This window comes from uncultured Mucilaginibacter sp. (genome assembly GCF_903893715.1).
Classification (GTDB): Bacteria; Bacteroidota; Bacteroidia; order Sphingobacteriales; family Sphingobacteriaceae; genus Mucilaginibacter.
The window spans coordinates 1-23927 of record NZ_CAITNG010000042.1 but is presented as its reverse complement, the minus strand read 5'-3'; the positions used below and the strand labels follow the sequence as shown (position 1 = coordinate 23927).

Below are 23927 nucleotides of genomic sequence, written 5' to 3'. Positions count from 1 at the left end.
ATGTCGTACGAAGAATTATTGACCGAATTAGCTGTGAACGATGAGCGATTTATCGTAATGACGGCAGAGAACAGAGCTTTGATACGCAATTTACCCGCTAAATTAGGCGCCCGTTTTGTTGATACAGGCATTACGGAACAGACCATGGTTGGCGCGGCGGCAGGTTTAGCTTTACGCGGACGTATCCCGGTGCTGCACGCACTGGCATCGTTCCTGTCGATGCGTGCTTTTGAGTTTGTACGTACCGATGCAGGTATCCCGAATTTGCCTGTAAAATTGAGCGCGTTCATCCCCGGCTTCTTGTCGGACGGTAATGGTGCAACCCACCAGGCTATAGAGGATGTAAGCATTATGCGCGGCATACCCAATGTAACGGTTTTTGCTGCCGCCGATGAGCAAGATCTGGTAGGCATGATCGAAACCATTTGGAACTCGCCAAATCCAGCCTACATACGTATCAATACCCGCAAAACCGATTATCAGCATACACCATTTGAGATAGGCAAAGCCGAAGTAATTGCCGAAGGTAAAGATGTAACTATCCTGACTTACGGCTTGTTGTTCGAGCAGGCTTTGGTAGCTGTTGAGATATTGAAGGCTCAGGGTTTATCGGTTGGCTTGTTGAATATGCGCAGCTTAAAACCCGTGGATGAAGCAGCCATCATTAAAGTTGCCAAAACTTCAAAACTATTGGTAACGCTGGAAGACCACTTTAATACCGGTGGCCTGTACAGCATTGTTGCCGAAACCCTATTGAAGCATCAAACATCGGCAAAAGTATTGCCTTACGGGCTGGACAAATGGTTCAAACCTGCTTTACTGCCCGATGTGTTGGCTTATGAAGGATTTACCGGCAAACAGATTGCCGAAAAGATATTAGGCTTTTCAACAAATGCTATTCAACCCGAGATAGCCACACCTGAATTTGCCGAATAACATATTAATAAAAGTAGAGTACCCATAAATACCCATATTTTACTTTTTAAATTTTGACTTTATAATTTAAGAACATGCCAAATACCGTAAAATTCAATGCCGATTACCCGGTCATCGAAAAATCGAACGAACTGTATGAACGCGCTTTAAAAGCGCAGAAACCCGTTACCCAAACCTTAGCCAAAGGCCCCGGCCAGTGGACTAAAGGAGTAGCGCCAAAATATATCCAAAAAGGAAAAGGTTCGCACGTTTGGGATGTGGATGGCAATGAATATATTGATTATAACGCGGCTATCGGGCCGGTATCGTTAGGTTATTGCTATCCGGTTGTTGACGAAGCGATAAAAAAACAATTGGAAGAAGGTATTACATTCTCGTTGATGCACCCTTTGGAAGTTGAGTATTCTGAACTGATAAAAGAAGTTATCCCGAACGCAGAAGCGGTTAAGATATCAAAAACAGGTGCCGATGTTTGCTCGGCTGCGGTACGTGTTGCACGTGCGTTTACCGGTCGCGAAAAGATATTTTGCTGTGGTTACCACGGCTGGCACGATTGGTATATAGGCATCACCAGCCGTAACGCGGGTATACCTGAAGCTATCCAGAACATGACTTATACTTTCGATTACAACAATATCGAAAGCATAAAAGAAGCGTTGGATGAAACTGTTGCCGCTTTGATATTAGAACCATTCATTTTTGAAGCGCCAAAACCGGGCTTTTTGAAAGAACTGGCCGAAGTTTGTACTGCTAACGGAACGCTGCTGATATTTGATGAGATGTGGACCGGTTTCCGCATTGCATTGGGTGGCGCGCAGGAGTATTTTGATGTGAAGGCTGATCTGGCTGTATTCTCGAAAGCTTGCGCCAACGGTATGCCGATAGCAATATTGACCGGCCGTGCCGATGTGATGGAGTTGTTCAACTCTGAAGTGTTTAGCTATACCACTTTTGGTGGCGAGACTTTATCGTTGGCAGCATCAATCGCGACGATTAATGAGCTTCGCGACAAGCAGGTTCCAAAATACCTGGATGAAAAAGGCGCTTTGTTAAAAGATGGCTACAACCAGATAGCTATTGAATTTGGTGTTGATAAATACACCCGCTGCATTGGGTATAACTGCCGAAGCATGGTGACTTTTACACCAGAGGCCGGTAACGGTTTGGAAGTAAAAGCCTTTATGCAACAGGAAATGATAAAACGAGGCGTGCTTTGGGCCGGTTTCCATAACATGTGCTACAGCCACAGCGACCAGGATATTGAGTATACTTTATCTGCTTACCGCGATGTAATGCCTTTGCTAAAAGAGGCCATCGAAAGCAAGAACGTAAAATCGTACTTAAAAGGCGAAGTGTTAGAGGCTGTTTTCCGTAAGGTAAGCGATTATAATATCAAACCAAAAACGGTTTAACAGGATGGAGCTTTTTTCGTTAAAAGGAAAAACCGCGATAGTTACAGGGGCTTTGGGCCTTATCGGTAAAAAGCATTGCGAAGCACTGGTTTTGGCAGGGGCTAATGTGGTAGTGGCCGATGTAAACGAAGCCAAATCGCATGAGTTTGCTACAACCTTAGGGATGGACCATACCGGCTTAGGTGTTGATGTTACCAGCCCCGATTCGCTGAAAGCGGCCCGCGATAAAATATTAGCCAAATATGGTTCTATAGACATCCTTGTGAACAATGCCGCTATCAACGACATGTTCGAAAATCCTGCGATGGCAAAAGACCTGTCGGCATTTGAGAATTATCCGTTGGATGCCTTTCAAAAATCCATTGATGTAAACATCACAGGCGTATTCCTGTGTTCTCAAGTATTTGGTACGGTGATGGCGGACCAGGGTAGTGGCAGCATTATTAACGTCGCCTCGACGTATGGCATGGTTGGTCCCGACCAAAGCATCTACCGCAATGAATGTGGTGAACAGACGTTCTATAAGTCGGCGGCTTACCCTGTTACCAAAGGCGCGGTAATTAACTTTACCCGTTTTTTAGCCGCTTATTGGGGCGAAAAGGGCGTAAGGGTGAATACACTTTCGCCGGGTGGGGTGGAGAATAGCCAGAATGAATTTTTTGTAAGTAATTATTCCGCCAAAACATTGTTAGGCAGGATGGCGCAACCTACCGATTACCAGGGGGCGTTGATATTTTTAGCAAGTGATGCTTCGGCTTATATGACCGGCGCGAACTTAGTTGTTGACGGAGGTTGGACGGCCATATAGTTCATTGGTTCACTGGTTCATCAGTTTATTGGTCATATCTCAATAAAAATCGACCAATAAAACGTAAAGCGATAGACACTAATGAACAAATGACTAATGAACTAATGAACTAATGAACAATCGCTGCTAAAGAACAAATGAACTAATGACAAATGAACTAAAAGCGAAAGCTGAAAAAATAAAAATGCTGATAACCGACTGCGACGGGGTTTTGACCGACGGAGGCGTATATTATGGAGAGAATGGTGAGTTGATGAAGAAATTCAACATTAAGGATGGCATGGCGGTTGAACGCCTGCGTAACCTTTGCGGTGTTGAAACGGGCATCATTACCGGCGAAATGTCGCCATCGGTAGCAAAAAGGGCAGAGAAACTGAAGATAACCCAATTGCATTTGGGGGCTAAAGATAAACCTGCGGTATTGCATAAGATATTAAGTGCTTTGCCAGATTTAAAACCGGAAGAGATTGCCTACATAGGCGATGACGTAAACGACATAGAAGTGATGAAGTTGGTTGGCTTTACCGCAGGACCGAATGACGCTATTTCGTTTGTTAAAGAAAAAGTAGATTATATTTGCCAGGCGAAAGGTGGCGAAGGATGTTTCAGAGAGTTTGCCGAACTCATTATTTCGGCTAAAACAAAAAAATAAAGATCAATATGTCTAAAACTATCAAATTGAATACCGGCCGCAGCATTGGAGCAGGTGCGCCTTGTTACATTATTGCCGAAATCGGTATCAACCACAACGGTTCGTTAGAAATCGCGAAAAAGTTAATTGATGAAGCTGTAGCTGCAAAGGTAGACGCGGTGAAATTTCAAAAACGCACCCCCGAAATATGCGTTCCGAAAGACCAATGGGAAATTATGCGCGATACCCCTTGGGGCCGCATGAGCTATATTGATTACAAACGTAAAACCGAATTTGGTTTTGATGAGTATTCGGCAATTGATGCGTATTGCAAAAAATTGGGAATCGATTGGTTCGTATCGACATGGGACGTTGAAGCCGTTGATTTTATGGAGCAGTTTGACACACCGGTTTACAAATTGGCATCAGCATCGCTAACCGATTTCCCTTTGATAGAAAAGGTATTGGCGACAGGTAGGCCATTGATGCTGTCGAGCGGTATGTCGACTACACAAGAAATTGATGACGCCATGGCTTTGGTATATAAATTCGACAAAAACTACCCGGTATCATTGGCTCATTCTACTTCGGCATATCCTTGCAAACCGGAGGAATTGAACTTGAAAATGATACAAACTTTGGCGGTTAAATTCCCAGATGCGCCGATTGGCTATTCGGGCCACGAAACGGGTTTGGCTACCACCGTAGCAGCCGTTGCTATAGGTGCTGCTTTTGTTGAACGCCATTTTACATTAGACCGCGCTATGTGGGGATCTGATCATGCCGCATCGGTTGAGCCGGGAGGTTTCCAACGTTTGGTACGCGATATTCGCGATATTGAAACAGCTTTGGGCGATGGTGTGAAGAAAGTTTATGAGTCGGAATTAGGCCCGATGAAACGCTTACGTGTAAACATCAACGAGCCGGTAAAATAAATCACTTTTGATTTGTCGGCTGTGCTGGCAACATTAGTAAATAAAGTGTAAACTTAGCCTCATTTTTAAGAAAATGGGGCTAAGTCATTTTTTATAGCTTGCACTATTGTTAATTTCGCGCAAGAATGAACTTTTTAACAAAACGAACATAGCTGCATGAGGCAAGATTTGGACCACGTAACGTTTATTTGCTCGATAATTTTAGGATGCTGGATAGTTTTAATGATTATATGGGAGCGTGTAGCACCATATCGTAAGGGTTTACCTTTCTTTCGTGATGGTTTTTGGGTCGATTTGGTTTGGTATACCATCATACAAAGCTTCCTGTTAAAGATATTGATATTCGACTATATCATTTCACCGATACAACTCAACATTCATTGGGGCGGTATAAAGTGGTTCCAAGCGTGGCCCGTATGGGGACAGGTGCTGTTTTTCCTCGTTATGCACGATTTGTATATATACCTCTTCCATCGTTTTCAGCACCATAATAAGTTTTTTTGGCGTACGCATGAGGCCCATCACTCTGTAAAATATGTCGATTTTATAGCTGGCTCACGCTCGCATGCATTAGAGATCATTATAAATCAAACCATTGAGTTTGCGCCTATCATGATCTTATTAGGCCCGTATTCGGTTGTTGTACCGATTAAAGCTATGCTGGATGCGGTGCAGGGTATGTTTATCCATGCTAATATCAACGTAAAGATGGGAAAGCTCAAATATGTTATCAATTCGCCAGAGCTCCATTTGTGGCATCATGCCAATTATATAGAAGTTTTTCATGCCAACTTTGCAACTAAGTTTTCGATATGGGACCATATTTTTGGTACCGCTTACTATCCGGGCTTTAAACCGGGCGATGAGCCGGAAAACTGGGGGCTACACTATAATTACCCCCGCGACTATTTTTTACAGCACGCATTTTCGGTAAAGCGTTTTGATGAACAGAAACTATTGAAATACAAATGGTTTGCCTGGTACTATGATTTGCGCCCTCGCTTTATGAACTTTTTTAGAAAGAAGCTGGGTATGCCCCTCATGCAGTTACCCCGCCCCCTGCTGCGGTCAAAGCACCCACTTGACCAACCTGTTGAAACTCCCGAACCTGAATTGCAGGAAGTTTAAAACAATTTTATATCTTGCAGGTTAGTTAGCTAATCATTCACTAATACACATAATTTGCGCTGGTTTTACCTCTTTATCGCTTCGTTGTTCGAGGCCCTTTGGACTTACTCGGTTAAATACTTTAACTTTAGTAATATCAAAGCTGTTCGCTTTGATAATTTTTATAAAATGAATGGCGGCTTGCCCATACTTGCCCCGCTGATCGGTTATATCCTGTTTGGTATCGGTAATATCTTTTTCTTTTCGCTTTCGCTGAAATCACTCACCAATGCTACCGCCTATTCAGTATGGACGGCCATGACGATTGTGGTACTCAAATGCATCGAGTTGTTTTACTTCAAACAAAAGATATCCATAGCCGAATTTGGCTTTATTATGATGATTATTATCGGTATAGTAGGCTTAAAGTTTGTTGCCGCACCGGAGAAGGTGATGCCGTAGGAGTTTATTCTAAACTGCCTTCGCACACGCGAAGTAATGTATCGATGTTGCTTTTGCTCTCCATTTTAAAACTGAAGTTGGTTAACCCATACCCAAAGGAAAACATGCCCAAAGGAATCAGAACGACAGCTGAAAGGCTGCTGGACAAAATCTGGCTAATCAGCATAGATATAAATCCAATTCCTGCAAATGATAGCCAAACAGACATAAACACCTTTATTGCATCGATTAATCCCATTTTTACATGAATGCGGCTGCCATCGAGATATGGTGAAATCGATCCTTCTATTACAGGTATAAAGGAATTTCGATAGGTGATTATTGGCTTTAACTTGAATATTCCATTTAAAACATATCCTTCAAAATCCGCCTCGCTTATAGTATTGCTCCACAAACTTATTTTTATTGAAGGTGGGGCTGAGATGCGTTTTTCTAACCTCGATTGTATCTCATCTGGTTTTAAGGAACTTATTATATAAATGTTTTCTTGAGGAAAAAACTTCATATAGTTATTACCCTAACAATTCCATCACAAAATAAAACGTCGCCACACCTGCAAAGCCGAGGCTGATAAGCCAGTAGATCCGTTTTTTGATAAGGATGGATATGGCGCCAATGGCAATGGCTATTTGGAACAAGGTTACCGAACGGGCCAGGGTGTTGTGCTTATCGTCGTTAAGTTTTGATTCTTCCTCAAACTCTTTGGCTTTTTTGGATATTTCTTCCTGCTGTTTTTTATTATCTTTTATTTTGGCCACATCTTCGGCCGGCGGGGTTTGGCCCATGGCCTGCAGGGTTTTGGTCTCGGATATCAAGATATCGGTTTTGATGCCTTTGGCCTGGTAGTAGGCCCATTGGTCGCTGGCCTTTATTTGGCTCAGCATGGTCTCATCAGCGGCATGAGCTGCCAGTAAGCTGGTGATGGCCGATAGCACGGCAATGATGGCCGTGGTAAGCGCTACGTAGACGATCCATTTGTTTTTACCTTTTTCGGCTGCATGGTGCGCGCTTTCGTGGATACGCTCATGTAATGATTCGGTTGGGTCTTCTAATTCTTCCATATTGTTATAATGATTACACCGATTAAAATGTGATTACATTGATTTTTTTACACCTGCGATGAACTCTTTCAAGTAATAAGGTTCATAGTAGGCTACATCCGCAAATATATGAGCGTTCAACTTTTTTTCGGCAATTGTTAGCATATCTTGTGCAGAATTTACAAAATCGCCATCGAACAGCGCGTTGGGGTCGTGACCTAAAGCCTCACGGCATTTTTCGGCACCATCGCCAAAAAAGATGACAGGGTGTTTATCCAATACATCGGCAAAACTGTTTTCGTCTATAATTTCGGCGGTGGTGGGTGTTAGTGTGTTACCATCACTACCAAACAAGGCTGTATAAACCTCCATGCGGCGCGCATCGATCATGGGGCAAAGCAAGGTGCCGCTATTAACTTTAAAGCTCCCCCGGGCTTTGTAGCCACGCGACATGGATTCCATGGTTTCGACAGCGATTAAAGGTTTATCCAAAGCAAAGCACAAACCTTTAGCTGTTGATACGCCGATGCGCAAGCCTGTGTAGGAACCAGGCCCGCTGCTGACGGCAATGGCATCTAACTGTTCGATAGTTTTCGCGCTTTCGACAAAGAGTTCGTGTATATAAACGGTGATGACCTCAGCGTGTATGTTGCGTTGGTTGATTTCGCGCAAAGCAATCAAATGGCCATTGTTTGCCAAAGCGACGGAGCAGGAAGTGGTAGCGGTTTCGATTAAAAGTATCAGGCTCATGGTACAGGGTCGTAGCCGTGGCCACCCCAGGGGTTGCAACGGGCAATGCGTTTCAAAGTTAACCAACCGCCTTTAAAGCTGCCATGTTTTTTTATGGCTTCGATGCCGTATTGCGAGCAGGTGGGTGTGTATCGGCACTGGGCACCCATTAGCGGCGATAATAAGTATTGGTATATTTTTATGAGCACCACAAAAATGCTGCCTATAATGGCTTTAAATATTTTGAGGATGGCTTTCATACAATTTGCGTGCAAAGCTGAGCGAGTGCCTTTTGCATCTTTTTTTCCATCATGGCATAATCTTCAATCTCTTTACCGATATAGCCGATAGATAGCAGAATGGGTTTCTCAACAGCAACAAGATGATTGTAAAGATGATCGTGCTTGGCTAAGCGATAGGCTTCGCGCATGCGGCGTTTGAGCAGGTTACGGTCAACAGCGCGTTTATAGCGTTTTTTGGCTACGGCAAAAAGTACCTGTGCGCTAACCGTTTGGTTATCGGGAGCTATGAGCCAGGAAACTTTAAAGGGGTAACATAAAAAAGAAGAACCGTTATGAAAAAGCCTTTCAATAAGCTTTTTATTACATAACCGTTCTTCTTTTTTGAATGTATACATACGATTGCTACTGAACCGAAAATAATGAATTACCAGCCGGCGTCAGCCCCTGTTGAGGGGTAAAGGAGCAATCGGGATTATGCTTTGTGACGACGCTCGTCGGATACTGACAGTCTTTTTCTGCCTTTTGCCCTTCTAGAGGCTAAAATCCTGCGGCCATTGGCTGTTGACATACGCTCGCGGAAACCGTGTTTATTTCTTCTTTTACGCTGAGAAGGCTGAAACGTTCTTTTCATGACTATATACTTATATACGCTGTTTTAAAAACAAGAGCGCAAATATAGGGTTGTTTTTTCATATTTCAAATGCTGATTTTATTTTTTGGCTAACTATTTTCCCCACAGTGTTAATAATATGGCACGGCTGCATATTTTTTTATGCCTTTATTTTGCAAAAGCCTTGCTATGTACACTTTATGATAAGAAAGTGCATGGAACGGCGTTTAACAACAACCTCAGGTTAAAATATGCGCCACGGTTTACGCTTACTAACAATCATCGTTATCGCCATCGCGTTTACGGCATGCCATTCGCGTAAAAAAAAGGGGAAGGATATGGCGGAAGTCGTTTTTAAGCCATCTGCTTCTAAGCCATCGTCATCGCTCGCGTCAAAATACGCGGAGATATTGGAGGTGCCGAAAGGCGATATAAAAAACGGCAGATTATATGCTTTTATTGATGAATGGATGGGAACGCCCTACCTTTATGGCGGCATGGATAAGAGCGGGACAGATTGTTCGGGTTTTGTGTACCAGTTACAGCAGCAGGTATACGGAATTACGCTGCCGCGTACTACGGGCGAACAGGTAAATGTCATCAAGCGTAAGTACGAAGAAGAACTGCATGAAGGCGACCTTGTTTTTTGGGATTACGATGGAAAGAAATTCAGCCATGTAGGGGTGTACCTGCAAAACGGTTATGTAGTGCATGTCAGCACACGCAAGGGTGTGATGATTGTTAAACTGCACGACCCATCGATGTACAAATATTTTTCGCGATGCGGATCGGTACTGGCCTCGACACCTTGATTAATTAACGATAAATAAACACACAACAATGGAAAATTCTGTAAATTTGCAGCAAATGCAAAACGAAGAAACAAACTACTCTTTTTGGACGAAGTATAAAAAACACGCCAGCAGCGAGATACTGTTGTATGTTATTATGGTGGTGGGTATTGTGGTAAGCCTGATTGCTTTCAGTATTTTTAAGGGTTAGGATTCTCTTTTTCAGGTTATTTCCATATCACGAACCTTTTTATTTAAAGCAAACAACTTCCTAATACTTTTCAGGATTTATAAGATTATTTTCCTGATTTTAGCGGCGGAAATTATTGATCCGTTTACATGAAATTAAACCTGAAACGCCCGTTGGCTTTTTTTGACCTGGAAACTACCGGGACTACTATTGGCGTTGACCGCATTGTTGAGATTGCTGTTATAAAAATGAACCCTGATGGGAGCGAGGCAGTAAAAAGCTGGAGGGTAAACCCTGAAATGCCCATACCGTTGGAGTCATCATTAGTACATGGTATTTATGACGAGGATGTGAAAACAGCCCCGATATTTAAAGCCGTGGCGGATGAGATTGCCGTTTTTATTGCCGACAGCGACCTGGCCGGATATAATTCGAACAGGTTTGATATACCCATGCTGATGGAAGAATTTTTACGCGTGGGGCATCCATTTGATATTGAAGACCGCTATTTTGTTGACGTACAAAATATCTTTCACCAAATGGAGCAACGCACTTTACGTGCGGCCTACCAGTTTTATTGCGGTAAGGATATCATAAACGCCCATAGCGCAGAGGCCGATACCCGTGCTACCATGGAAGTGTTATTAGCCCAGGTTGACCGTTATGCCAATACCAGTTTTGAAGATAAAAAGGGTGTTAAAACCACGCCGGTAACCGGCAATGTGGCCGACCTGCACAAATTTACCAACCTGAACAAACCTGTTGATTTTGCCGGCCGTATGGTGTTTAACGATGCCGGTGAGGAACTGTTCAACTTTGGCAAGCATAAGGGCAAAAAGGTGGAAGATGTGTTTAAGGCAGAGCCCAGCTATTACTCGTGGATGATGCAGGGGGATTTTCCGCTGTATACCAAGCGTAAATTAGAACAGATATATAAGCGCTTTACACAGAAAAAAGAGCAGCCTAAGCCAGAGGCAAAACCTGAGAATAAATCCATTGCTGTTAAAGCCGAAGAACCTGTTATTAAGTCTGAACCAAAAGCAGCGACAGCCGCGTCACAACCTGAAAAAAAGAGGGTATACCCGCCAAAACCAAACCATCCCGAAAGGAAGCCTTTTGTGCCGCGTAACGACCAAAAGCAAAAAGATGAGCCAGCCAAGCCGATAGATGATGATATGCTGGCAGCCTTGAAGCAGAAGTTTGGGAAATAGATAGTAATGCCATTGAAGGTTAACGAAAATTATATTGGGCTTAAGTTATTCGGATTCGAATGTGGTTTTGAAGAAATATCAGATCAACTTGCTCTGACTCCGACAGGTACGGCAAGAAAATGCTTGCCCAAGTCTGAAAGACCGGCTGATAAACGAATTTGGTCGAGTAATGTGTGGCTATACGAATGTGTTATAAAATCAAATGATTTCATTGGCGACCATATAACAAAATTTATAGATGACATTATTATTCCCAAAAGAGATGTCATACAAGAACTTTCAAAAACGTGCGAAATCGAATTTTCTATAGTTCAATACATGCATTATGGTTGTAATCCTGGATTTTGTTTAAATAATTCTCAATTAAGAATCTTCGCTGAGATTGGGGCTGAGTTGAATATTGACATTTACTGTTTGTGGGATAACGTTACTCACCCCGAATAATTGAGTTTAAAAACTTATATTCCTTTTTAACCCTTCAAACTTTGTACGTTTTACTGCTGAGTTTTTGAAGACCTTTTTGAACACATCTTCTGTTATTTCCTGCCAGTCTTGTTTGGTCATGCCGAGGAGGTCGGGGTGGGGCTGGAAGGCGGGTTCGTTGTTCAACACCGAGAAGCGGTTCCATGGGCAAACGTCCTGGCAAATATCGCAACCAAACATCCAGTTGTCCATTTTGCCTTTAAAGGCGGCTGGTATCTCATTTTTCAGTTCGATAGTAAGGTAGGAGATACATTTGCTGCCATCCACCACATAAGGGCCAACAATGGCTTCGGTAGGACAGGCATCGATACATTTGGTGCAGGTGCCGCAATGATCGGCGGTGGGTGCAATGTCGTAATCCAACTCAATATCGACAATCAGCTCAGCTAAAAAGAAAAACGAACCGGTGGTTTTGCTGATGAGGTTGGTGTTTTTGCCTATCCAGCCCAAGCCCGCTTTTTTGGCCCAGGCTTTATCTAATACCGGTGCCGAATCGACAAAGGCGCGACCGTTTACTTCGCCGATGTGTTGGTTCATCCAATCCAACAGTAGTTTCAGTTTGGCTTTTATTACCTGATGATAATCGTCGCCATAGGCGTATTTTGATATTTTGGGGGCGGTTTCATCCAGTTGTTCTTCATCGGTGTAATAATTCAGGCTCAGGCTGATGACCGACTTTGCCCCATCGACCAATAAACGCGGGTCGAGGCGCTTATCGAAATGGTTTTCCATATAAGCCATCTCGCCATGGAACCCATTTTTTAGCCAGGCTTCAAGACGAGGTGCCTCTTCTTCCAAAAAACCGGCCTTCGCGATACCACATGACATAAAACCCAGCTCTTTTGCTTTGGTTTTTATCAGTTGGGTATATTTCGCGGCGTTTGGTGGCATTTATCGCAAAGATAGGCTTATAATGTGCAAATGAGTAAATGTGCGTATGTGCAGATGAGGGTGTATCTGGAAATTATCTTACCATTTGCACATTTACTAATATGCACATTTGCATATTTAAAACTCATTTTTGATTGAAGAAATCCATCTGGCGCAGAAAAGATACCTGGTCGAAGTAGGTGCTGTCGTAAATGATCTTGCCGTTTTTTATTTGGATGAGGGTAATGTTTTTGAGGGTGTATTTTTTGCCCTGCATGTAGGCCTGTGAACCACCTTCGAGGTTGGTCATGGTGCCGGTGCTTTCGTATTCGATGGTTACCGAGTTATCGCCATAAATGGTTTTGGTGATTTTGTACACCAGGTCGGGCGAGGTTTTCCAATAGCGCGAATAGGCTGTTTTAACTTCGGCAGGGCCAACTTTTAAGCCTTCCCAACTTACGGAATAGAATTGGGCACCGGGCGCGTAATCGGCGGCAAGCAGATTAACATCATGTTTGTTAAGTGCAGCGAAATGACTTTCTGTTACTTGTTGAATGCTTTGCGCCGATGCAACGAAACTGAAAAGCGTTAAAAAAAGGGTGATGCAGGTTTTCATATTGGTATTGTAAGGGTTTGAATTACAATACCAATATACAGATTATTTGGCTTGATCGGTGCGTAAACTGTTATAGTATGCCACCAGTTTTTCCATATCGCCGATCTTGTATTCTTTGCTTTTTATTTTGACGACGGCATCGGGCTGGTCGGCCATTACCTCGCTCATGATGTCGATAAAGTTTTTCTTGGTCAACTCGGTCATGGCGCTTGTATCCGAGCCATAGTAATAGGTAATGCCACCTCCACCTCCTCCGCGCAAAGCGCCTGTACCCAGAGATAAACCGAGTCCGCCAAAACCGCCCATGCCACCACCTATACCAAAACCGGTGGATATACCCGGACGAAGGCCGCCGCCACCACCGCCGCCATCGGCGTTAACCGCGTACAGCTTTAAGGGCGAGTTAACCATTACCAATACAAAATCGAGTTCGTTACGGCTCCAGGGGCCTTCTTTTGGGGCGTGGGCAACAGTAAAACTATCGGTGCCAATTACAAAACCATGTATCATGCTGGCACTAAGGTTTTGTTTTTCGGCTTTTTCATCTTCTTTATAGGTGATGAATCCTTCACCTTTTACAGGGTCTTTGCCGGTGCCGCTGCGGATGAGGCCTTCCACTTTTTGTCCGTTGATATCATAATAGTAAGCAGGTAAAAATTTGCTGCCGGGGAATTGAGCGTTCGCATTAATGGCAAACAGCAGTACGAATAGGGAAAGAAATATAGTCTTCATGTTACGATGAGCAAATATGTTCAATTAACATTAAAAACAGCAATTTATTGTGTCATTTGGGAACCGCGGGTACTAAACCATGACGCTGCATAATTTCGGATAGGATGGCCGGGTCGGGCGGGGTGCCGGGTTTCATTTGCGCTTTTATTTCCCTGAAGTTGGCAAGTCCTATGGAAGCGGGCGTTAAAATGCAAAGTGTTTTTGTGGGATTATCACTTAAGTTTTCGTGGTAATGTACCTGACCACGCGGTATGAATAACTTTTCTCCGGGGCCTGTTGTTAAATGCTGTCCGTTGACGATGGATCAAAGGTTTCCTTCGAGGCCATAAAGCGCTTCGTCGACCTCGACATGGTAATGCGGAACGGGCACTTTAGCGCCAGGCTGGATGATCATTTCGAACATCACCATCCGGTTTTCGGTATCATCGCCATCGAGTAAAAAATGTAGTTCAAGCTGTCCTAATGTAATAATTTCTTTAACAGGGTGCATAACAGGCAGTTTTTGGTTTAGGTTGTTAACTTTACGGTTTAAATATAAAAAAAATAGAAATACTATGATTGTTGATTTGCGGAGCGATACTGTTACCAAGCCTACACCCGGTATGCTGCAGGCCATGATGGACGCCGAAGTTGGCGATGATGTTTTTGGCGAAGACCCGGCCATTAATGAGCTGGAAAGTAAACTGGCCGGCATGTTTGGTATGGAAGCCGGCCTGTTTTGCCCATCGGGAACGATGAGCAACCAGATAGCCATTAAATGCTTTACCAACCCACTCGATGAACTTATAGCCGACCAAACCGCGCATGTTTACCGTTACGAAGGTGGTGGTATTGCGTTTAACTCGGGGGTATCGACACGATTACTGAACGGCGAAAGGGGCATTATTACTGCCGAAATGATAGCACCGGAAATCAACTCGGAGAATGTGCACTTTCCGCATACCAGTTTGGTGGTGTTGGAGAATACCGTGAACAAGGGTGGGGGCAGTTGCTATACATTGGAGCAGATCGCACCCATAGCCAAACTGTGTAAAGAACATAATTTGAAACTGCACCTCGACGGCGCGCGTATTTTTAACGCCCTCGCCTACACCGGCGATAAAGCCATAGACTACGGACAATATTTTGACGGGATATCGGTTTGTTTATCGAAAGGTTTAGGTGCACCGGTAGGCTCCGTTTTTTTGGCCGACACGACTACCATAAAATATGCGAGGCGTGTGCGCAAAGTTTTTGGAGGTGGTATGCGCCAGGCCGGTTTTTTAGCGGCGGCCTGTATTTACGCGTTGGACAACCATGTGGAGCGTTTGAAAATTGACCATGCCAATGCGGCTTTGTTGGCAAGCGAACTGGCCAAACTACCCTGGGTGAGCGGCGTGGTACCCGCAGAAACTAATATTGTGCTGTTTGATACCGTTGAACCGGCGGATATTGTGGCAAAAAAGCTGGAAGAAAAAGGCATCAGGGCGATACCAACAGCCCGTAACCGCATACGCTTTGTACTGCACCTGGATGTAACGCCTGAGCAAATAGCGTATGCGGTGAAGAGTTTGAAGGAAATATAAGGTGCGAGTTGTTAGTTAATGGTTACGTGTTAAAAACACATAACTTACAACCCGTAACCGGCAACTAAAATTACTTTAATTCCCTGTCGGCACCTTGCCTTTCGACCATCCAGCCGGGGTATTCTTTTGGCAGTGCGCTTATTTCTTCAATTTTTGCCAGTTCATCGGCAGACAGGGCAATCTCTGTTGATTTGATATTATCGTGCAACTGATCTGCATTTTTGGCGCCTATGATGGTGCTGGTGATGGGTTGCTGATGCCGTATCCAAGCTAATGCGATCTGCGCTACCGATACATTATGTGTTTTGCTGACCTCAATCAAAACATCGATGATATCATAGGCCTTTTCTTTGTTTACCGGCGGAAAATCGAAGGTGTCGCGGCGGTTGTTGCCCGATGCTTGCGAGTCGCGGGTAAATTTCCCCGATAGGAAACCACCTGCCAGCGGGCTCCAGGGCATAACGGCTAATTTCTGGTCGACAGCCATAGGTAATACTTCGCGTTCAATATCGCGGCCAGCCAACGAGTAGTAATATTGCATGCCTTCAAACCTGTTCCAGCCATTCAGCGCGGCAATGCCTTGTGCTTTCATTACCATCCATGCGGGCCAGTTGCAAACGGCTATGTAGCGTACCTTGCCGGTTAGTACAATATCGTTCAAGGCGCGCATGGTTTCTTCAATTGGTGTTTTCGGGTCGACACCGTGTACGTACAAAATATCGAGGTGGCTTAGCTGTAAACGCTGCAGGCTTTCGTCGACAGATTGGAAAATATGATAGCGCGAAAGGCCGACATTGTTTTTGCCCTCACCCATGCGGCCACGTACCTTGCTGGCTATCACCAGGTCGTACCGGTTAAGTCCCAGGGTTTTGATGGATTGCCCCAACAGTTTTTCGGACTCGCCGTAGGAATAAACATTTGCCGTATCGATAAAGTTGATGCCCGAATCGACCACCACTTTTATCAATTGGTTTACTTCGTCCTGCTGGGTTTTGCCAATGTTGCCCCAGATGCCGCCGGTGCCGCCAAAGGTCATGGTGCCAAAGCATAGTTCGGACACGACTACGCCGGTGTTGCCAAAATAATTGTATTTCATGTCGGTAGATTTTATTGATTTGATAATCCGAAATTACATGCTTTTGTTGAGGCAAAGCAAGTATTTAAAGAGAAATGTTCAGGACATGACAAATATCATTATTTGGTAACGATGAGTATGCTTACCGCCGGGAAAGTAGTGAGGTAATTTGCCGGGAGCAGCTTGGTTTTAACGCCTTCTATTTCTTTAAAATTGTTTTCGTACTCGCGCATATGCCTGAAATCGGCAACGAGGGCTGTGCCGCCGGGCTTTAGTACACGGACAATTTCTTCACAGGCTTTTTTGCGGCCTGGTTTGTTGTAGATGTTGTGGATAACCATATTGGTAACGATGACATCAAAAAAGTTATCGGCGAAGCTCATGTCCATTACGTTTTCGTTCAGGATTTCTACCTTATCGGCAACACCTTCGATGGCGGCGTTTTGCAGGGCGCTTTCCACATTATTTCCCGAAAGGTCTTCAGCGTTCCAGATATCAATGCCGGTGGCTTTGCCGGTGGTTAGCCTTTTTGCGGCGCCGATCATCAAGAGGCCTTTGCCGGTGCCGATGTCCAATACCTGTTCGTTGCCTGTCCATGATACCATGTTGAGCATGCGGTCGCGGTGTTTGTATTTGCCGTAGAGCGAGTAAGCCAGCATGAGAAAACCACCAAAGCAGCAACCGCCACCCGACCAAACGAGGCCAGTAGTGTCGACGTCTACATTGGCAATCTTTACGTGCGGAAAGAATATGACTATGGCTAGCAGGGCAAGTCCTGCCAAAAACAGGTTGCGGATGACACCAGGGGCATCGATGCCATAATTCGGTTTGGTTTTGCCTGTTGCAGCTGGTTTTTTCATTATGGTTAGTTTTAGCTAAAGATAATGAAATGGAAAGCTGATTTACAACTTAGCTTTCAGGCTTTGTTTTGCGCCGTTAAACCATTCGTCCTTTAAAATACTAAGGATAATGGAATCGCGCCAGGTACCATCGGCTTTTAGGGAGAGTTGCCTTAAAACGCCTTCTACCGAGCAGCCAATGCTTTTCATGGCGGCTATACTGCGGACGTTATTGTTATCGGCCCTGAACTCAAGCCGGTTTGCACCCAGTTTTTCGAAAACGAACTGCAACAACAGAAACTTACAGTGCTTGTTTAAGCCGGTGCCCTGGAATGCTTTACCGTACCAGGTGTAGCCTAATTGCAGGTTCAGGTGGGCAGGTTGGATGTCGTAGAATCGTGTACAACCCGCATAGGTGTTGGTGAGCTTATCGAGCACAATAAAAGGGTACTCTGTGCCGGTTTGCTTTGCAGCAAGGGCCTGGGCTATATATTGTTCCATGCCTTCCTTGCCGGCGCCGCTGCGCATGGAGAATTTCCACAGGTCGGGTTCGTTGAGGGCAAAGGGCAGCAGATTGTCGAGATCGTTTTGTTGCAATGGGCGCAGTAGAACGCGCTCATCTTCTAAAATATAATCGATGGTTTGGTCGAAGTTTAGGGGCATGGTCAATAACTTAGGTTTTCGTCGGCAACCCAGCCGATGATGATGATGGCGGGGTGGGTTAAATGATGTTCGGCTACCAGACGGGGCAGATCTTTCACCAAACCTCGGACTGATTTTTGATGTGGCAGTGAAGCATGCTGGATGATAGCGGCAGGTGTATCGCCGTTGCCGGCTTCGATATAAGTAGCGACGATCTCTTCCAGTTTTTTCATACCCATATAGATGACTACCGTGGCATTACTTTGCATGGCGAGTTTAAGATCAGCCGAAAGGCGGCCATCTTTTTTTGTTCCGGTAACCATCCAAACGCTCTCGCTTACTGCACGATGGGTGAGGGGGATATTTTCGAAACCGCTGGCCTGCATGCTCGTAATGCCGGGGATAAAGAAACTTTCGATGCCCTGCTCGCGGGCGAAAAGCATTTCCTCATAACCGCGGCCAAAGATGAAAGGGTCGCCGCCCTTGAGGCGTACCACGAGGCCTTTACTAAAGGCTTTTTCTTTGATAAGGGCGAGAATATCCTCTTGCGAAGTGTACTCGCCGTAAGGTTGTTTGCCTACATATATCTTTTCGCAGTTATCGGGCGCTATATCCAACAGTTCTTTGTTGGCGAGGTTATCATAAAGTATCGCGTTGGCTTTTTGCAAAATTTTATACCCTTTCATGGTGATGAGTTCAGGGTCGCCGGGGCCGGCGCCCATTACGCAAAGTTGGGGTATAACAGGAGGGTTGTTCATGTACGTTGTATTGTAAGCCAAATGTGCTAAATCAAAAACTTAATTTACACTAAAAAGGTAAAAATAGTAGTCGTTTTATATAGGTTTGTAACGGTGTATGACAAACGAAAAGGAAAAATACTATCAAAGCCACAGCAAACTTGATTTGATAGGCCCTCAAGGCCAGGATAAATTGGGCAAGGCCAAAGTATTGGTAATAGGGGCCGGAGGCTTGGGCTGCCCTTGTCTGTTAACGCTCGCGACAAGCGGCATTGGGACTATTGGTATTGCTGATTTTGATACCGTTTCGGTGAGCAACCTGCACCGCCAAATTTTATTTGGTATGGACGATATTGGTAAAGTTAAGGTAGCTGTTGCTGCCGGTCGTTTATGGGATACCAATCCATATATCATTATCAATCAGCATGAAATGTTGGTTGATGAAAGTAATATTTTAACCTTAATTGAGCAATACGATATCATTGTTGATGGTACGGATAATTTCGCCGTACGGTATTTGATAAACGATGCTTGTGTTTATTTGGATAAGCCGCTGGTTTACGGGGCGATATACCAAACGGAAGGGCATGTCACAGTTTTTAATTATGAGGGTTCGGCAACGCTGCGTTGTTTATTTGCTGAGCCGGGTGCGGAGACTTATGTACCGTCGTGCGCCGATGTTGGGGCGTATAATGTGGCGACCCAGATTATCGGTACGATGATGGCGAATGAGGTGGTCAAAATAGTGGTGGGTGCGACTGCGGTGCTTGCCAATAAACTGTTGACTTTCGATGCGTTGACTTCGGCGACACGAAGTGTTACTTATCGCGCAAAGCCCGAAAGCAGGGAGGGAAGCAAGGCAAGGTTTGAAGTTGAACGGGCTGCTGTTGACATCAGCATTGAAGATTTTTTAAAGCTGGATAAGGACGCTTACCAATTGATAGATGTGCGTGAAGAATGGGAGCGGGACGAGTTTAATATTGGCGGCTTGCATTTGCCATTGGGGTTGATAAGTACAATTGCGGCACCCGCATTATCAAAGCAAGATAAGCTGATAATTTATTGTGAACAAGGGACGCGAAGTGCATCGGCAGTGCAATATTTGAGAAAAGCAGGGTTTAGTAAGGCGGTTAGCCTGAAGGGCGGCATCAAAGCCTACAGGTTGCTAACTGCGTAGTGAGGCTTCATTATAGGGCCAAAAACTCAGGGCCTGATTTGCGACAAGTGGTAGATATAAAATATTATAACAAAAGCGACTACAGCTATTGCTACAATGAAAAGTACATATTGCGCCATTTCAAAACAATCAATAAGGTTTTAAACTAAAAAGGGGTTGCAAGATAATAATTTATCTATTACTATAAAAACAAAAATTTCAACCTTTAATTTTTTTCATTAGGTATTTAATTTTTAAATAGCTTGTACCTTTAGGGCATGTTGCAGGTGAGCAGATTGTTTATTTATCCCATTAAATCGTTAGCGGGTATTGAGGTTGTAAGTGCTAAGGTAACCGACCGTGGCTTTGAGCACGACAGGCGCTGGATGTTAGTGGATGCCAACAATCGCTTCTTATCGCAACGCGAATACAGCCAGATGGCGCTTATAAAAACTGCGATTACTGAAGCTGGTATCGCTGTGTATCACTTGCAGCAGCACGACAAGGGAATTGATATTCCTTTTATCCCGACGACCGGTAAAACGGGTATGTTTACCATTTGGGACGATACCTGCCCCGGGCAATATGTGAGCAACGAAGCCGATGATTGGTTTAGCGAAACACTCGGCACCACCTGTCGATTGGTGTATATGCCGGATGATTCGCAGCGGTTTGTTGAAGAGAAATACCGGATGGATGATGAAGTTACTTCATTTTCGGATGCTTATCCATTTTTGATATTGGGTGAGTCGACATTGGGGTATTTGAATAGCAAGTTGGAGGTTGAATTGCCCTTGAACCGGTTTAGGCCGAATATCGTTTTCAGCGGCAGCGAAGCGCATTTAGAGGATAGCATGGCACATATCCGCATTAGCGGTATTGATTTTTTTGGCGTTAAGTTGTGCGCACGCTGCAATATCATTACCATTGACCAGGATACGGCTATACAAAGTAAGGAACCAACCCGTACCTTAGCCACTTACCGGGCTAAAAACAATAAGATATATTTTGGGCAAAACCTGCTGCACAAGGGTAAAGGAACCGTGCATGTTGGCGACCCGATAGAAGTGTTAGCTACAAAAGAAACGGTGTTCGACTAAAGATTATGCGCGATATTACCCATAAACAAATTACCCTGCGGACGGCCAAGGCCATCGGCGTATTGTATTGCTCGCCCGCTACCATCGGTCTCATCAAAAACGACGAACTGCCCAAAGGTAATTTGTTTGATGTTGCCCGCGCGGCAGGTTTTATCGGCGCCAAGCTTACGCCACAATTGTTGCCGCATTGCCACCCGGTACAGATTGACGGGATGGATATGAGTTTCGAGTTTTTGGATAAGGCGAAACATACTGACTATTTTGATGATGCGGTTTTTACTAAATGCGGAATAGTAATTATGGGCGATGCCAAATCTATAGGCCGTACGGGAATAGAAATGGAGATATTGACCGCGGTATCCGTAGCGGCTTTGGAGATTTACGATATGTTAAAACCGGTGGATAAGCAACTGGAGATAGGGCATATCAAACTACTCGAAAAACGTGGCGGTAAAAGCGACCGGGAAAGGTTTTTTGCCTCGCAACCGGTTTGCGCGGTGCTGGTATGTTCCGATTCGACAGCGGCAGGGACTCGGGAGGACAAAAGCGGAAAACTTATCGCAGAAATGCTGAAAACGGTAAATGCCGATGTGGTGGATTACCTGGTATTGCCCGATGATAAGGAACAAATACAACAGCAGGTAAAAGCCTGGGTGGCCGATGATGTGCAGTTTATATTTACCACGGGCGGCACGGGGCTTGGTCCGCGGGACAATACGGTTGCAGCCGTGGAAGAGATATTAGAACGCAAAGCGGATGGCATAGCCGAAGCGATGCGGGTTTACGGTCAGCAACGTACGCCGGTAGCTATGATGAGCAGGAGTTTGGCAGGGACGATAGGCAATACATTAATTGTTACTTTACCGGGGAGTACTGCGGGGGCAAGGGAATCGTTAGAGGCGATATTGCCGGCGGTTTTTCATGCGAGGAAGATGATGTTGGGGGAAGGACATTAGCGCTTCGCGCATGGAAGATGGAAGAAGGAAGATGGGAGAGGTGTTTTGATTTCGGGTTTTAATGATTATTTTTGTGTATGACTACGTTAACGATTAACATACCGGATAATGCGAAGGTTAAACTTTCGGCAATTGTTAAGGAATTAGGCGGCGAAATAGTTCAAATCAAAAAAAGAAAAGCTAAAACTGCTAGGGAAAAAGAGGCCGCTTTGTTAAAACAAATAGAAGCAGGGTTAAAAGATGTTGCGGATATCAGGGCCGGCAAGATAAAAGGTATGTCGTTATCCGAAGCTTTACATGGCTAACCGTGTAATTTACACCCCCTTTTTTGCAGGTAGGGCCAAAAGACTTAAGAAAAAATTTGCCACACTTGAAAGCAGTCTGTTTGACTTGGAGCAGCAACTGATAAAAAACCCTCATCTTGGCGAAAGTTACGGTGCAAATATTTATAAGATAAGGCTTGCAGACCCAAGCAAGGGGAAAGGTAAAAGTGGTGGCTTTAGAGTGGTTACTTATCTTGTTACAGAAACAAAAGATTCTACCGATATTTTTTTGATAACTATTTTTGACAAGTCTGAAGAGGCTACCGTCAGGAAAGAATTGATTTTAAGCATTATAAAAAGTCTTGGTATTTAATAATGCACCATGCTAACCTACACCGAAGCTCAAGAAATCATCACCTCGCATGCCAGATCATTTGGCGGGGAGGAAATTGCTTTGGAAGATGCGGATGGCAGGGTGTTGGCCGAGAGTGTGCCTGCAGATAGGGATTACCCGCCATTTAACCGGGCTACCATGGATGGTTATGCCATTAATCCATGGGACTGGGAGGACGGGGTGCGGCGCTTTAAAGTTCAGCAGGTAATCTATGCGGGACAGGTTGCAGAAGCCGAACTCTCGGCGGAAAATTGCTATAAAATTATGACGGGGGCACCAGTGCCAGTATCGGCCAGTGCGGTGGTGAGGCGTGAGGACGCGGTGGAGGTAAATGGAATAGTGTCGTTTAACATCGGGACATTAAAACCTTTTCAAAACATCGCCCGAAAGGGAGAGGATATGCATCATGGTGATGTGGTTTTGCAAAAAGGGATGCTGTGCAACCCGTCGGCCATCAGTTTGCTGGCTTCCTTAGGTCATATGAAATTGAAGGTGGAGAAGTTGCCCAAAGTAGCTCTGTTTACTACAGGCGATGAGGTGGTTGAGCCGGGTAGGCCGGTTGCGGCAAGCCAGATACGCAATGGCAACCAATACCTGCTAAAAAGTCTGCTCAAAAAATGGCTGATAAAACCCACCATTTACAAACATATACCTGATGATAAGGAAATGCTGAAAACGCATTTAACTGCGGCCCTTGATTGCGATATGGTCATCACTTGTGGTGGAGTATCAGCCGGGGATGCTGACTATTTGCCCGAAGTTTTGGAGGGTATAGGAGTTAAAAAACTGTTCCATAAGGTGGCTATCAGACCGGGTAAACCCATTTGGTGCGGGCAGATGCCCAATGGTGGTTTGGTGTTTGCCTTGCCGGGAAACCCCTTTAGCTGCCATGTTACGTTCAAGCTTTTTATCGAAACTTATTTGATGGCTTGCTTCGGCCTGCCGAAACCGACCTTATCGCAATTGCCATTGTTATCGGCGAAAGCCAAAAAAGTAAATCTGGATGAGTTCTTCCCGGCGCGGCTATCGAGCGAGGGTATTTTGTCGATAGCGTTTAACAGTTCGGGTGATATTAAATCGGCTTTGGTAGCCGATGCTTTGGCGGTGCACCCGGCTGAGGTCGGGGATTTGGGTGTGGGGGATAGGGTGGGATTCAGCCCCCTCTAACCCGATAGCTATCGGGTCTCCCCCGGAAGGGAAGACTTTCTGTCTTGAATTTGCAGATATGGACTATTTTTCTTATATTGTATCGGACCGCAGATTAATTTGATTAGGATGATGCCGCTGATTTTGCTTTATAATATTTCTTACTTTCTCCCCCCTTGGATTAGAGTAAGGACGAAGGAGCAAGGAACAAGGATTGAAAAAGAAGAGCGTAAAAAGTCTTACTTTATG

General features: G+C 44.7%; 32 protein-coding genes. 18 read left to right on the top strand and 14 right to left on the bottom strand.

Annotation, left to right across the window (positions count from 1 at the left end; translation table 11 throughout):
• The 7 genes from QZX97_RS05725 (at position 1) to QZX97_RS05695 (ending at position 6291) form a co-directional block, all read left to right on the top strand.
• On the top strand, positions 1 to 936 hold the full coding sequence (locus tag QZX97_RS05725; protein ID WP_295652319.1) for a transketolase C-terminal domain-containing protein: 936 nt from the start codon (positions 1 to 3) through the stop codon (positions 934 to 936).
• Positions 937 to 1010: 74 nt separating this feature from the next.
• Positions 1011 to 2348: an aminotransferase class III-fold pyridoxal phosphate-dependent enzyme gene (locus QZX97_RS05720; protein ID WP_295652317.1), complete on the top strand. Its 1338-nt coding sequence runs from the start codon at positions 1011 to 1013 to the stop codon at positions 2346 to 2348.
• A 4-nt stretch (positions 2349 to 2352) separates the two neighbouring features.
• On the top strand, positions 2353 to 3156 hold the full coding sequence (locus QZX97_RS05715; protein ID WP_295652315.1) for an SDR family oxidoreductase: 804 nt from the start codon (positions 2353 to 2355) through the stop codon (positions 3154 to 3156).
• Positions 3157 to 3301: 145 nt separating this feature from the next.
• On the top strand, positions 3302 to 3808 hold the full coding sequence (locus QZX97_RS05710) for an HAD-IIIA family hydrolase (protein WP_295652313.1): 507 nt from the start codon (positions 3302 to 3304) through the stop codon (positions 3806 to 3808).
• A gap of 8 nt (positions 3809 to 3816) precedes the next feature.
• Positions 3817 to 4722: an N-acetylneuraminate synthase family protein gene (locus QZX97_RS05705; protein ID WP_295652311.1), complete on the top strand. Its 906-nt coding sequence runs from the start codon at positions 3817 to 3819 to the stop codon at positions 4720 to 4722.
• Between the two features lie 156 nt (positions 4723 to 4878).
• A complete protein-coding gene (locus tag QZX97_RS05700; RefSeq protein ID WP_295652309.1) occupies positions 4879 to 5850 on the top strand; it encodes a sterol desaturase family protein in 972 nt (323 codons plus the stop codon).
• A 54-nt stretch (positions 5851 to 5904) separates the two neighbouring features.
• Positions 5905 to 6291 carry an SMR family transporter gene (locus QZX97_RS05695; RefSeq protein WP_295652307.1) on the top strand — a complete coding sequence of 129 codons (387 nt, stop codon included), beginning with the start codon at positions 5905 to 5907 and terminating at the stop codon, positions 6289 to 6291.
• A 4-nt stretch (positions 6292 to 6295) separates the two neighbouring features.
• Here the strand turns inward: QZX97_RS05695 and QZX97_RS05690 are convergent, their stop codons facing one another.
• The 6 genes from QZX97_RS05690 to rpmH form a co-directional block, all read right to left on the bottom strand.
• Positions 6296 to 6796, bottom strand: a complete 501-nt coding sequence (locus tag QZX97_RS05690; RefSeq protein WP_295652305.1) for a hypothetical protein — start codon at positions 6794 to 6796, stop codon at positions 6296 to 6298.
• Between the two features lie 7 nt (positions 6797 to 6803).
• Complete coding sequence (locus QZX97_RS05685) at positions 6804 to 7352, bottom strand: DUF4337 domain-containing protein (RefSeq protein ID WP_295652304.1); 549 nt, start codon at positions 7350 to 7352, stop codon at positions 6804 to 6806.
• 33 nt (positions 7353 to 7385) lie between these two features.
• Positions 7386 to 8081, bottom strand: a complete 696-nt coding sequence (tsaB, locus tag QZX97_RS05680) for a tRNA (adenosine(37)-N6)-threonylcarbamoyltransferase complex dimerization subunit type 1 TsaB (protein ID WP_295652303.1) — start codon at positions 8079 to 8081, stop codon at positions 7386 to 7388.
• On the bottom strand, positions 8078 to 8320 hold the full coding sequence (gene yidD, locus QZX97_RS05675; protein WP_295652301.1) for a membrane protein insertion efficiency factor YidD: 243 nt from the start codon (positions 8318 to 8320) through the stop codon (positions 8078 to 8080). Before yidD ends, tsaB begins: the two co-directional genes overlap by 4 nt.
• A complete protein-coding gene (gene rnpA / locus QZX97_RS05670; protein WP_295652299.1) occupies positions 8317 to 8697 on the bottom strand; it encodes a ribonuclease P protein component in 381 nt (126 codons plus the stop codon). The genes yidD and rnpA overlap by 4 nt, the downstream gene beginning before the upstream one ends.
• A gap of 77 nt (positions 8698 to 8774) precedes the next feature.
• On the bottom strand, positions 8775 to 8933 hold the full coding sequence (gene rpmH / locus QZX97_RS05665) for a 50S ribosomal protein L34 (RefSeq protein ID WP_008511763.1): 159 nt from the start codon (positions 8931 to 8933) through the stop codon (positions 8775 to 8777).
• 230 nt (positions 8934 to 9163) lie between these two features.
• Between rpmH and QZX97_RS05660 the strand changes: the two genes are divergently transcribed.
• From QZX97_RS05660 to QZX97_RS05645, 4 genes are all read left to right on the top strand, one after another.
• Positions 9164 to 9724 carry a C40 family peptidase gene (locus QZX97_RS05660; RefSeq protein WP_295652294.1) on the top strand — a complete coding sequence of 187 codons (561 nt, stop codon included), beginning with the start codon at positions 9164 to 9166 and terminating at the stop codon, positions 9722 to 9724.
• Between the two features lie 28 nt (positions 9725 to 9752).
• Positions 9753 to 9914, top strand: coding sequence for a hypothetical protein (locus QZX97_RS05655; protein ID WP_295652292.1), 162 nt, complete (start codon positions 9753 to 9755; stop codon positions 9912 to 9914).
• A 128-nt stretch (positions 9915 to 10042) separates the two neighbouring features.
• Complete coding sequence (locus QZX97_RS05650; protein WP_295652290.1) at positions 10043 to 11104, top strand: 3'-5' exonuclease; 1062 nt, start codon at positions 10043 to 10045, stop codon at positions 11102 to 11104.
• Between the two features lie 12 nt (positions 11105 to 11116).
• Positions 11117 to 11548 (top strand): DUF4279 domain-containing protein, encoded by a 432-nt coding sequence (locus QZX97_RS05645; RefSeq protein WP_295652289.1) that lies wholly within the window; start codon positions 11117 to 11119, stop codon positions 11546 to 11548.
• Positions 11549 to 11554: 6 nt separating this feature from the next.
• On the opposite strand, the gene queG is transcribed toward QZX97_RS05645, so the two are convergent.
• The 4 genes from queG to QZX97_RS05625 all read right to left on the bottom strand — a co-directional run bounded on the left by queG (position 11555) and on the right by QZX97_RS05625 (position 14295).
• Entirely contained in the window at positions 11555 to 12478 is a 924-nt protein-coding gene (gene queG, locus QZX97_RS05640) for a tRNA epoxyqueuosine(34) reductase QueG (protein WP_295652287.1), read from the bottom strand.
• Between the two features lie 124 nt (positions 12479 to 12602).
• A complete protein-coding gene (locus tag QZX97_RS05635) occupies positions 12603 to 13073 on the bottom strand; it encodes a nuclear transport factor 2 family protein (protein WP_295652285.1) in 471 nt (156 codons plus the stop codon).
• A gap of 42 nt (positions 13074 to 13115) precedes the next feature.
• The gene (locus QZX97_RS05630) at positions 13116 to 13805 is read right to left on the bottom strand and encodes a hypothetical protein (RefSeq protein WP_295652284.1); all 690 of its coding nucleotides are present in this window, start codon (positions 13803 to 13805) and stop codon (positions 13116 to 13118) included.
• A gap of 304 nt (positions 13806 to 14109) precedes the next feature.
• On the bottom strand, positions 14110 to 14295 hold the full coding sequence (locus tag QZX97_RS05625; RefSeq protein WP_295652283.1) for a hypothetical protein: 186 nt from the start codon (positions 14293 to 14295) through the stop codon (positions 14110 to 14112).
• Between the two features lie 64 nt (positions 14296 to 14359).
• Here QZX97_RS05625 and QZX97_RS05620 point away from each other — a divergent pair, with 64 nt between their 5' ends.
• On the top strand, positions 14360 to 15370 hold the full coding sequence (locus QZX97_RS05620) for a GntG family PLP-dependent aldolase (protein WP_295652282.1): 1011 nt from the start codon (positions 14360 to 14362) through the stop codon (positions 15368 to 15370).
• 70 nt (positions 15371 to 15440) lie between these two features.
• On the opposite strand, the gene QZX97_RS05615 is transcribed toward QZX97_RS05620, so the two are convergent.
• The 4 genes from QZX97_RS05615 to cobA form a co-directional block, all read right to left on the bottom strand.
• A complete protein-coding gene (locus QZX97_RS05615; protein ID WP_295652280.1) occupies positions 15441 to 16466 on the bottom strand; it encodes an aldo/keto reductase in 1026 nt (341 codons plus the stop codon).
• Positions 16467 to 16564: 98 nt separating this feature from the next.
• Positions 16565 to 17305, bottom strand: coding sequence for a class I SAM-dependent methyltransferase (locus tag QZX97_RS05610; RefSeq protein ID WP_295652278.1), 741 nt, complete (start codon positions 17303 to 17305; stop codon positions 16565 to 16567).
• 42 nt (positions 17306 to 17347) lie between these two features.
• Complete coding sequence (locus QZX97_RS05605) at positions 17348 to 17947, bottom strand: GNAT family protein (RefSeq protein ID WP_295652276.1); 600 nt, start codon at positions 17945 to 17947, stop codon at positions 17348 to 17350.
• A 2-nt stretch (positions 17948 to 17949) separates the two neighbouring features.
• Positions 17950 to 18684, bottom strand: a complete 735-nt coding sequence (gene cobA, locus QZX97_RS05600; protein ID WP_295652274.1) for a uroporphyrinogen-III C-methyltransferase — start codon at positions 18682 to 18684, stop codon at positions 17950 to 17952.
• A 97-nt stretch (positions 18685 to 18781) separates the two neighbouring features.
• Here cobA and QZX97_RS05595 point away from each other — a divergent pair, with 97 nt between their 5' ends.
• The 6 genes from QZX97_RS05595 (at position 18782) to QZX97_RS05570 (ending at position 23699) form a co-directional block, all read left to right on the top strand.
• Positions 18782 to 19840, top strand: a complete 1059-nt coding sequence (locus tag QZX97_RS05595; protein ID WP_295652272.1) for a HesA/MoeB/ThiF family protein — start codon at positions 18782 to 18784, stop codon at positions 19838 to 19840.
• 257 nt (positions 19841 to 20097) lie between these two features.
• A complete protein-coding gene (locus QZX97_RS05590; protein ID WP_295652271.1) occupies positions 20098 to 20919 on the top strand; it encodes an MOSC N-terminal beta barrel domain-containing protein in 822 nt (273 codons plus the stop codon).
• 5 nt (positions 20920 to 20924) lie between these two features.
• Positions 20925 to 21875 carry a bifunctional molybdenum cofactor biosynthesis protein MoaC/MoaB gene (moaCB, locus tag QZX97_RS05585; protein ID WP_295652269.1) on the top strand — a complete coding sequence of 317 codons (951 nt, stop codon included), beginning with the start codon at positions 20925 to 20927 and terminating at the stop codon, positions 21873 to 21875.
• Between the two features lie 77 nt (positions 21876 to 21952).
• A complete protein-coding gene (locus QZX97_RS05580) occupies positions 21953 to 22180 on the top strand; it encodes a hypothetical protein (RefSeq protein WP_295652267.1) in 228 nt (75 codons plus the stop codon).
• Positions 22173 to 22511 carry an addiction module toxin RelE gene (locus QZX97_RS05575; protein ID WP_295652265.1) on the top strand — a complete coding sequence of 113 codons (339 nt, stop codon included), beginning with the start codon at positions 22173 to 22175 and terminating at the stop codon, positions 22509 to 22511. The genes QZX97_RS05580 and QZX97_RS05575 overlap by 8 nt, the downstream gene beginning before the upstream one ends.
• A 9-nt stretch (positions 22512 to 22520) precedes the next feature.
• Positions 22521 to 23699 (top strand): molybdopterin molybdotransferase MoeA, encoded by a 1179-nt coding sequence (locus QZX97_RS05570; RefSeq protein ID WP_295652264.1) that lies wholly within the window; start codon positions 22521 to 22523, stop codon positions 23697 to 23699.
• The last annotated feature ends 228 nt before the right edge of the window (positions 23700 to 23927 follow it).

Bases quoted from the DNA above. Each gene is read 5' to 3' on its own strand.
- QZX97_RS05570 (WP_295652264.1), top strand. From the start codon at position 22,521: ATGCTAACCTACACCGAAGCTCAAGAAATCATCACCTCGCATGCCAGA.
- QZX97_RS05610 (WP_295652278.1), bottom strand. From the start codon at position 17,305: ATGAAAAAACCAGCTGCAACAGGCAAAACCAAACCGAATTATGGCATC.
- QZX97_RS05700 (WP_295652309.1), top strand. From the start codon at position 4,879: ATGAGGCAAGATTTGGACCACGTAACGTTTATTTGCTCGATAATTTTA.
- QZX97_RS05605 (WP_295652276.1), bottom strand. From the start codon at position 17,947: ATGCCCCTAAACTTCGACCAAACCATCGATTATATTTTAGAAGATGAG.
- QZX97_RS05590 (WP_295652271.1), top strand. From the start codon at position 20,098: ATGTTGCAGGTGAGCAGATTGTTTATTTATCCCATTAAATCGTTAGCG.
- QZX97_RS05725 (WP_295652319.1), top strand. From the start codon at position 1: ATGTCGTACGAAGAATTATTGACCGAATTAGCTGTGAACGATGAGCGA.
- QZX97_RS05635 (WP_295652285.1), bottom strand. From the start codon at position 13,073: ATGAAAACCTGCATCACCCTTTTTTTAACGCTTTTCAGTTTCGTTGCA.
- cobA (WP_295652274.1), bottom strand. From the start codon at position 18,684: ATGAACAACCCTCCTGTTATACCCCAACTTTGCGTAATGGGCGCCGGC.
- QZX97_RS05690 (WP_295652305.1), bottom strand. From the start codon at position 6,796: ATGAAGTTTTTTCCTCAAGAAAACATTTATATAATAAGTTCCTTAAAA.
- QZX97_RS05575 (WP_295652265.1), top strand. From the start codon at position 22,173: ATGGCTAACCGTGTAATTTACACCCCCTTTTTTGCAGGTAGGGCCAAA.
- QZX97_RS05595 (WP_295652272.1), top strand. From the start codon at position 18,782: ATGACAAACGAAAAGGAAAAATACTATCAAAGCCACAGCAAACTTGAT.
- QZX97_RS05650 (WP_295652290.1), top strand. From the start codon at position 10,043: ATGAAATTAAACCTGAAACGCCCGTTGGCTTTTTTTGACCTGGAAACT.
- rpmH (WP_008511763.1), bottom strand. From the start codon at position 8,933: ATGAAAAGAACGTTTCAGCCTTCTCAGCGTAAAAGAAGAAATAAACAC.
- QZX97_RS05625 (WP_295652283.1), bottom strand. From the start codon at position 14,295: ATGCACCCTGTTAAAGAAATTATTACATTAGGACAGCTTGAACTACAT.
- QZX97_RS05720 (WP_295652317.1), top strand. From the start codon at position 1,011: ATGCCAAATACCGTAAAATTCAATGCCGATTACCCGGTCATCGAAAAA.
- QZX97_RS05615 (WP_295652280.1), bottom strand. From the start codon at position 16,466: ATGAAATACAATTATTTTGGCAACACCGGCGTAGTCGTGTCCGAACTA.
- QZX97_RS05630 (WP_295652284.1), bottom strand. From the start codon at position 13,805: ATGAAGACTATATTTCTTTCCCTATTCGTACTGCTGTTTGCCATTAAT.
- QZX97_RS05710 (WP_295652313.1), top strand. From the start codon at position 3,302: ATGACAAATGAACTAAAAGCGAAAGCTGAAAAAATAAAAATGCTGATA.
- QZX97_RS05620 (WP_295652282.1), top strand. From the start codon at position 14,360: ATGATTGTTGATTTGCGGAGCGATACTGTTACCAAGCCTACACCCGGT.
- tsaB (WP_295652303.1), bottom strand. From the start codon at position 8,081: ATGAGCCTGATACTTTTAATCGAAACCGCTACCACTTCCTGCTCCGTC.
- rnpA (WP_295652299.1), bottom strand. From the start codon at position 8,697: ATGTATACATTCAAAAAAGAAGAACGGTTATGTAATAAAAAGCTTATT.
- queG (WP_295652287.1), bottom strand. From the start codon at position 12,478: ATGCCACCAAACGCCGCGAAATATACCCAACTGATAAAAACCAAAGCA.
- QZX97_RS05660 (WP_295652294.1), top strand. From the start codon at position 9,164: ATGCGCCACGGTTTACGCTTACTAACAATCATCGTTATCGCCATCGCG.
- moaCB (WP_295652269.1), top strand. From the start codon at position 20,925: ATGCGCGATATTACCCATAAACAAATTACCCTGCGGACGGCCAAGGCC.
- QZX97_RS05715 (WP_295652315.1), top strand. From the start codon at position 2,353: ATGGAGCTTTTTTCGTTAAAAGGAAAAACCGCGATAGTTACAGGGGCT.
- QZX97_RS05685 (WP_295652304.1), bottom strand. From the start codon at position 7,352: ATGGAAGAATTAGAAGACCCAACCGAATCATTACATGAGCGTATCCAC.
- QZX97_RS05655 (WP_295652292.1), top strand. From the start codon at position 9,753: ATGGAAAATTCTGTAAATTTGCAGCAAATGCAAAACGAAGAAACAAAC.
- QZX97_RS05705 (WP_295652311.1), top strand. From the start codon at position 3,817: ATGTCTAAAACTATCAAATTGAATACCGGCCGCAGCATTGGAGCAGGT.
- QZX97_RS05580 (WP_295652267.1), top strand. From the start codon at position 21,953: ATGACTACGTTAACGATTAACATACCGGATAATGCGAAGGTTAAACTT.
- yidD (WP_295652301.1), bottom strand. From the start codon at position 8,320: ATGAAAGCCATCCTCAAAATATTTAAAGCCATTATAGGCAGCATTTTT.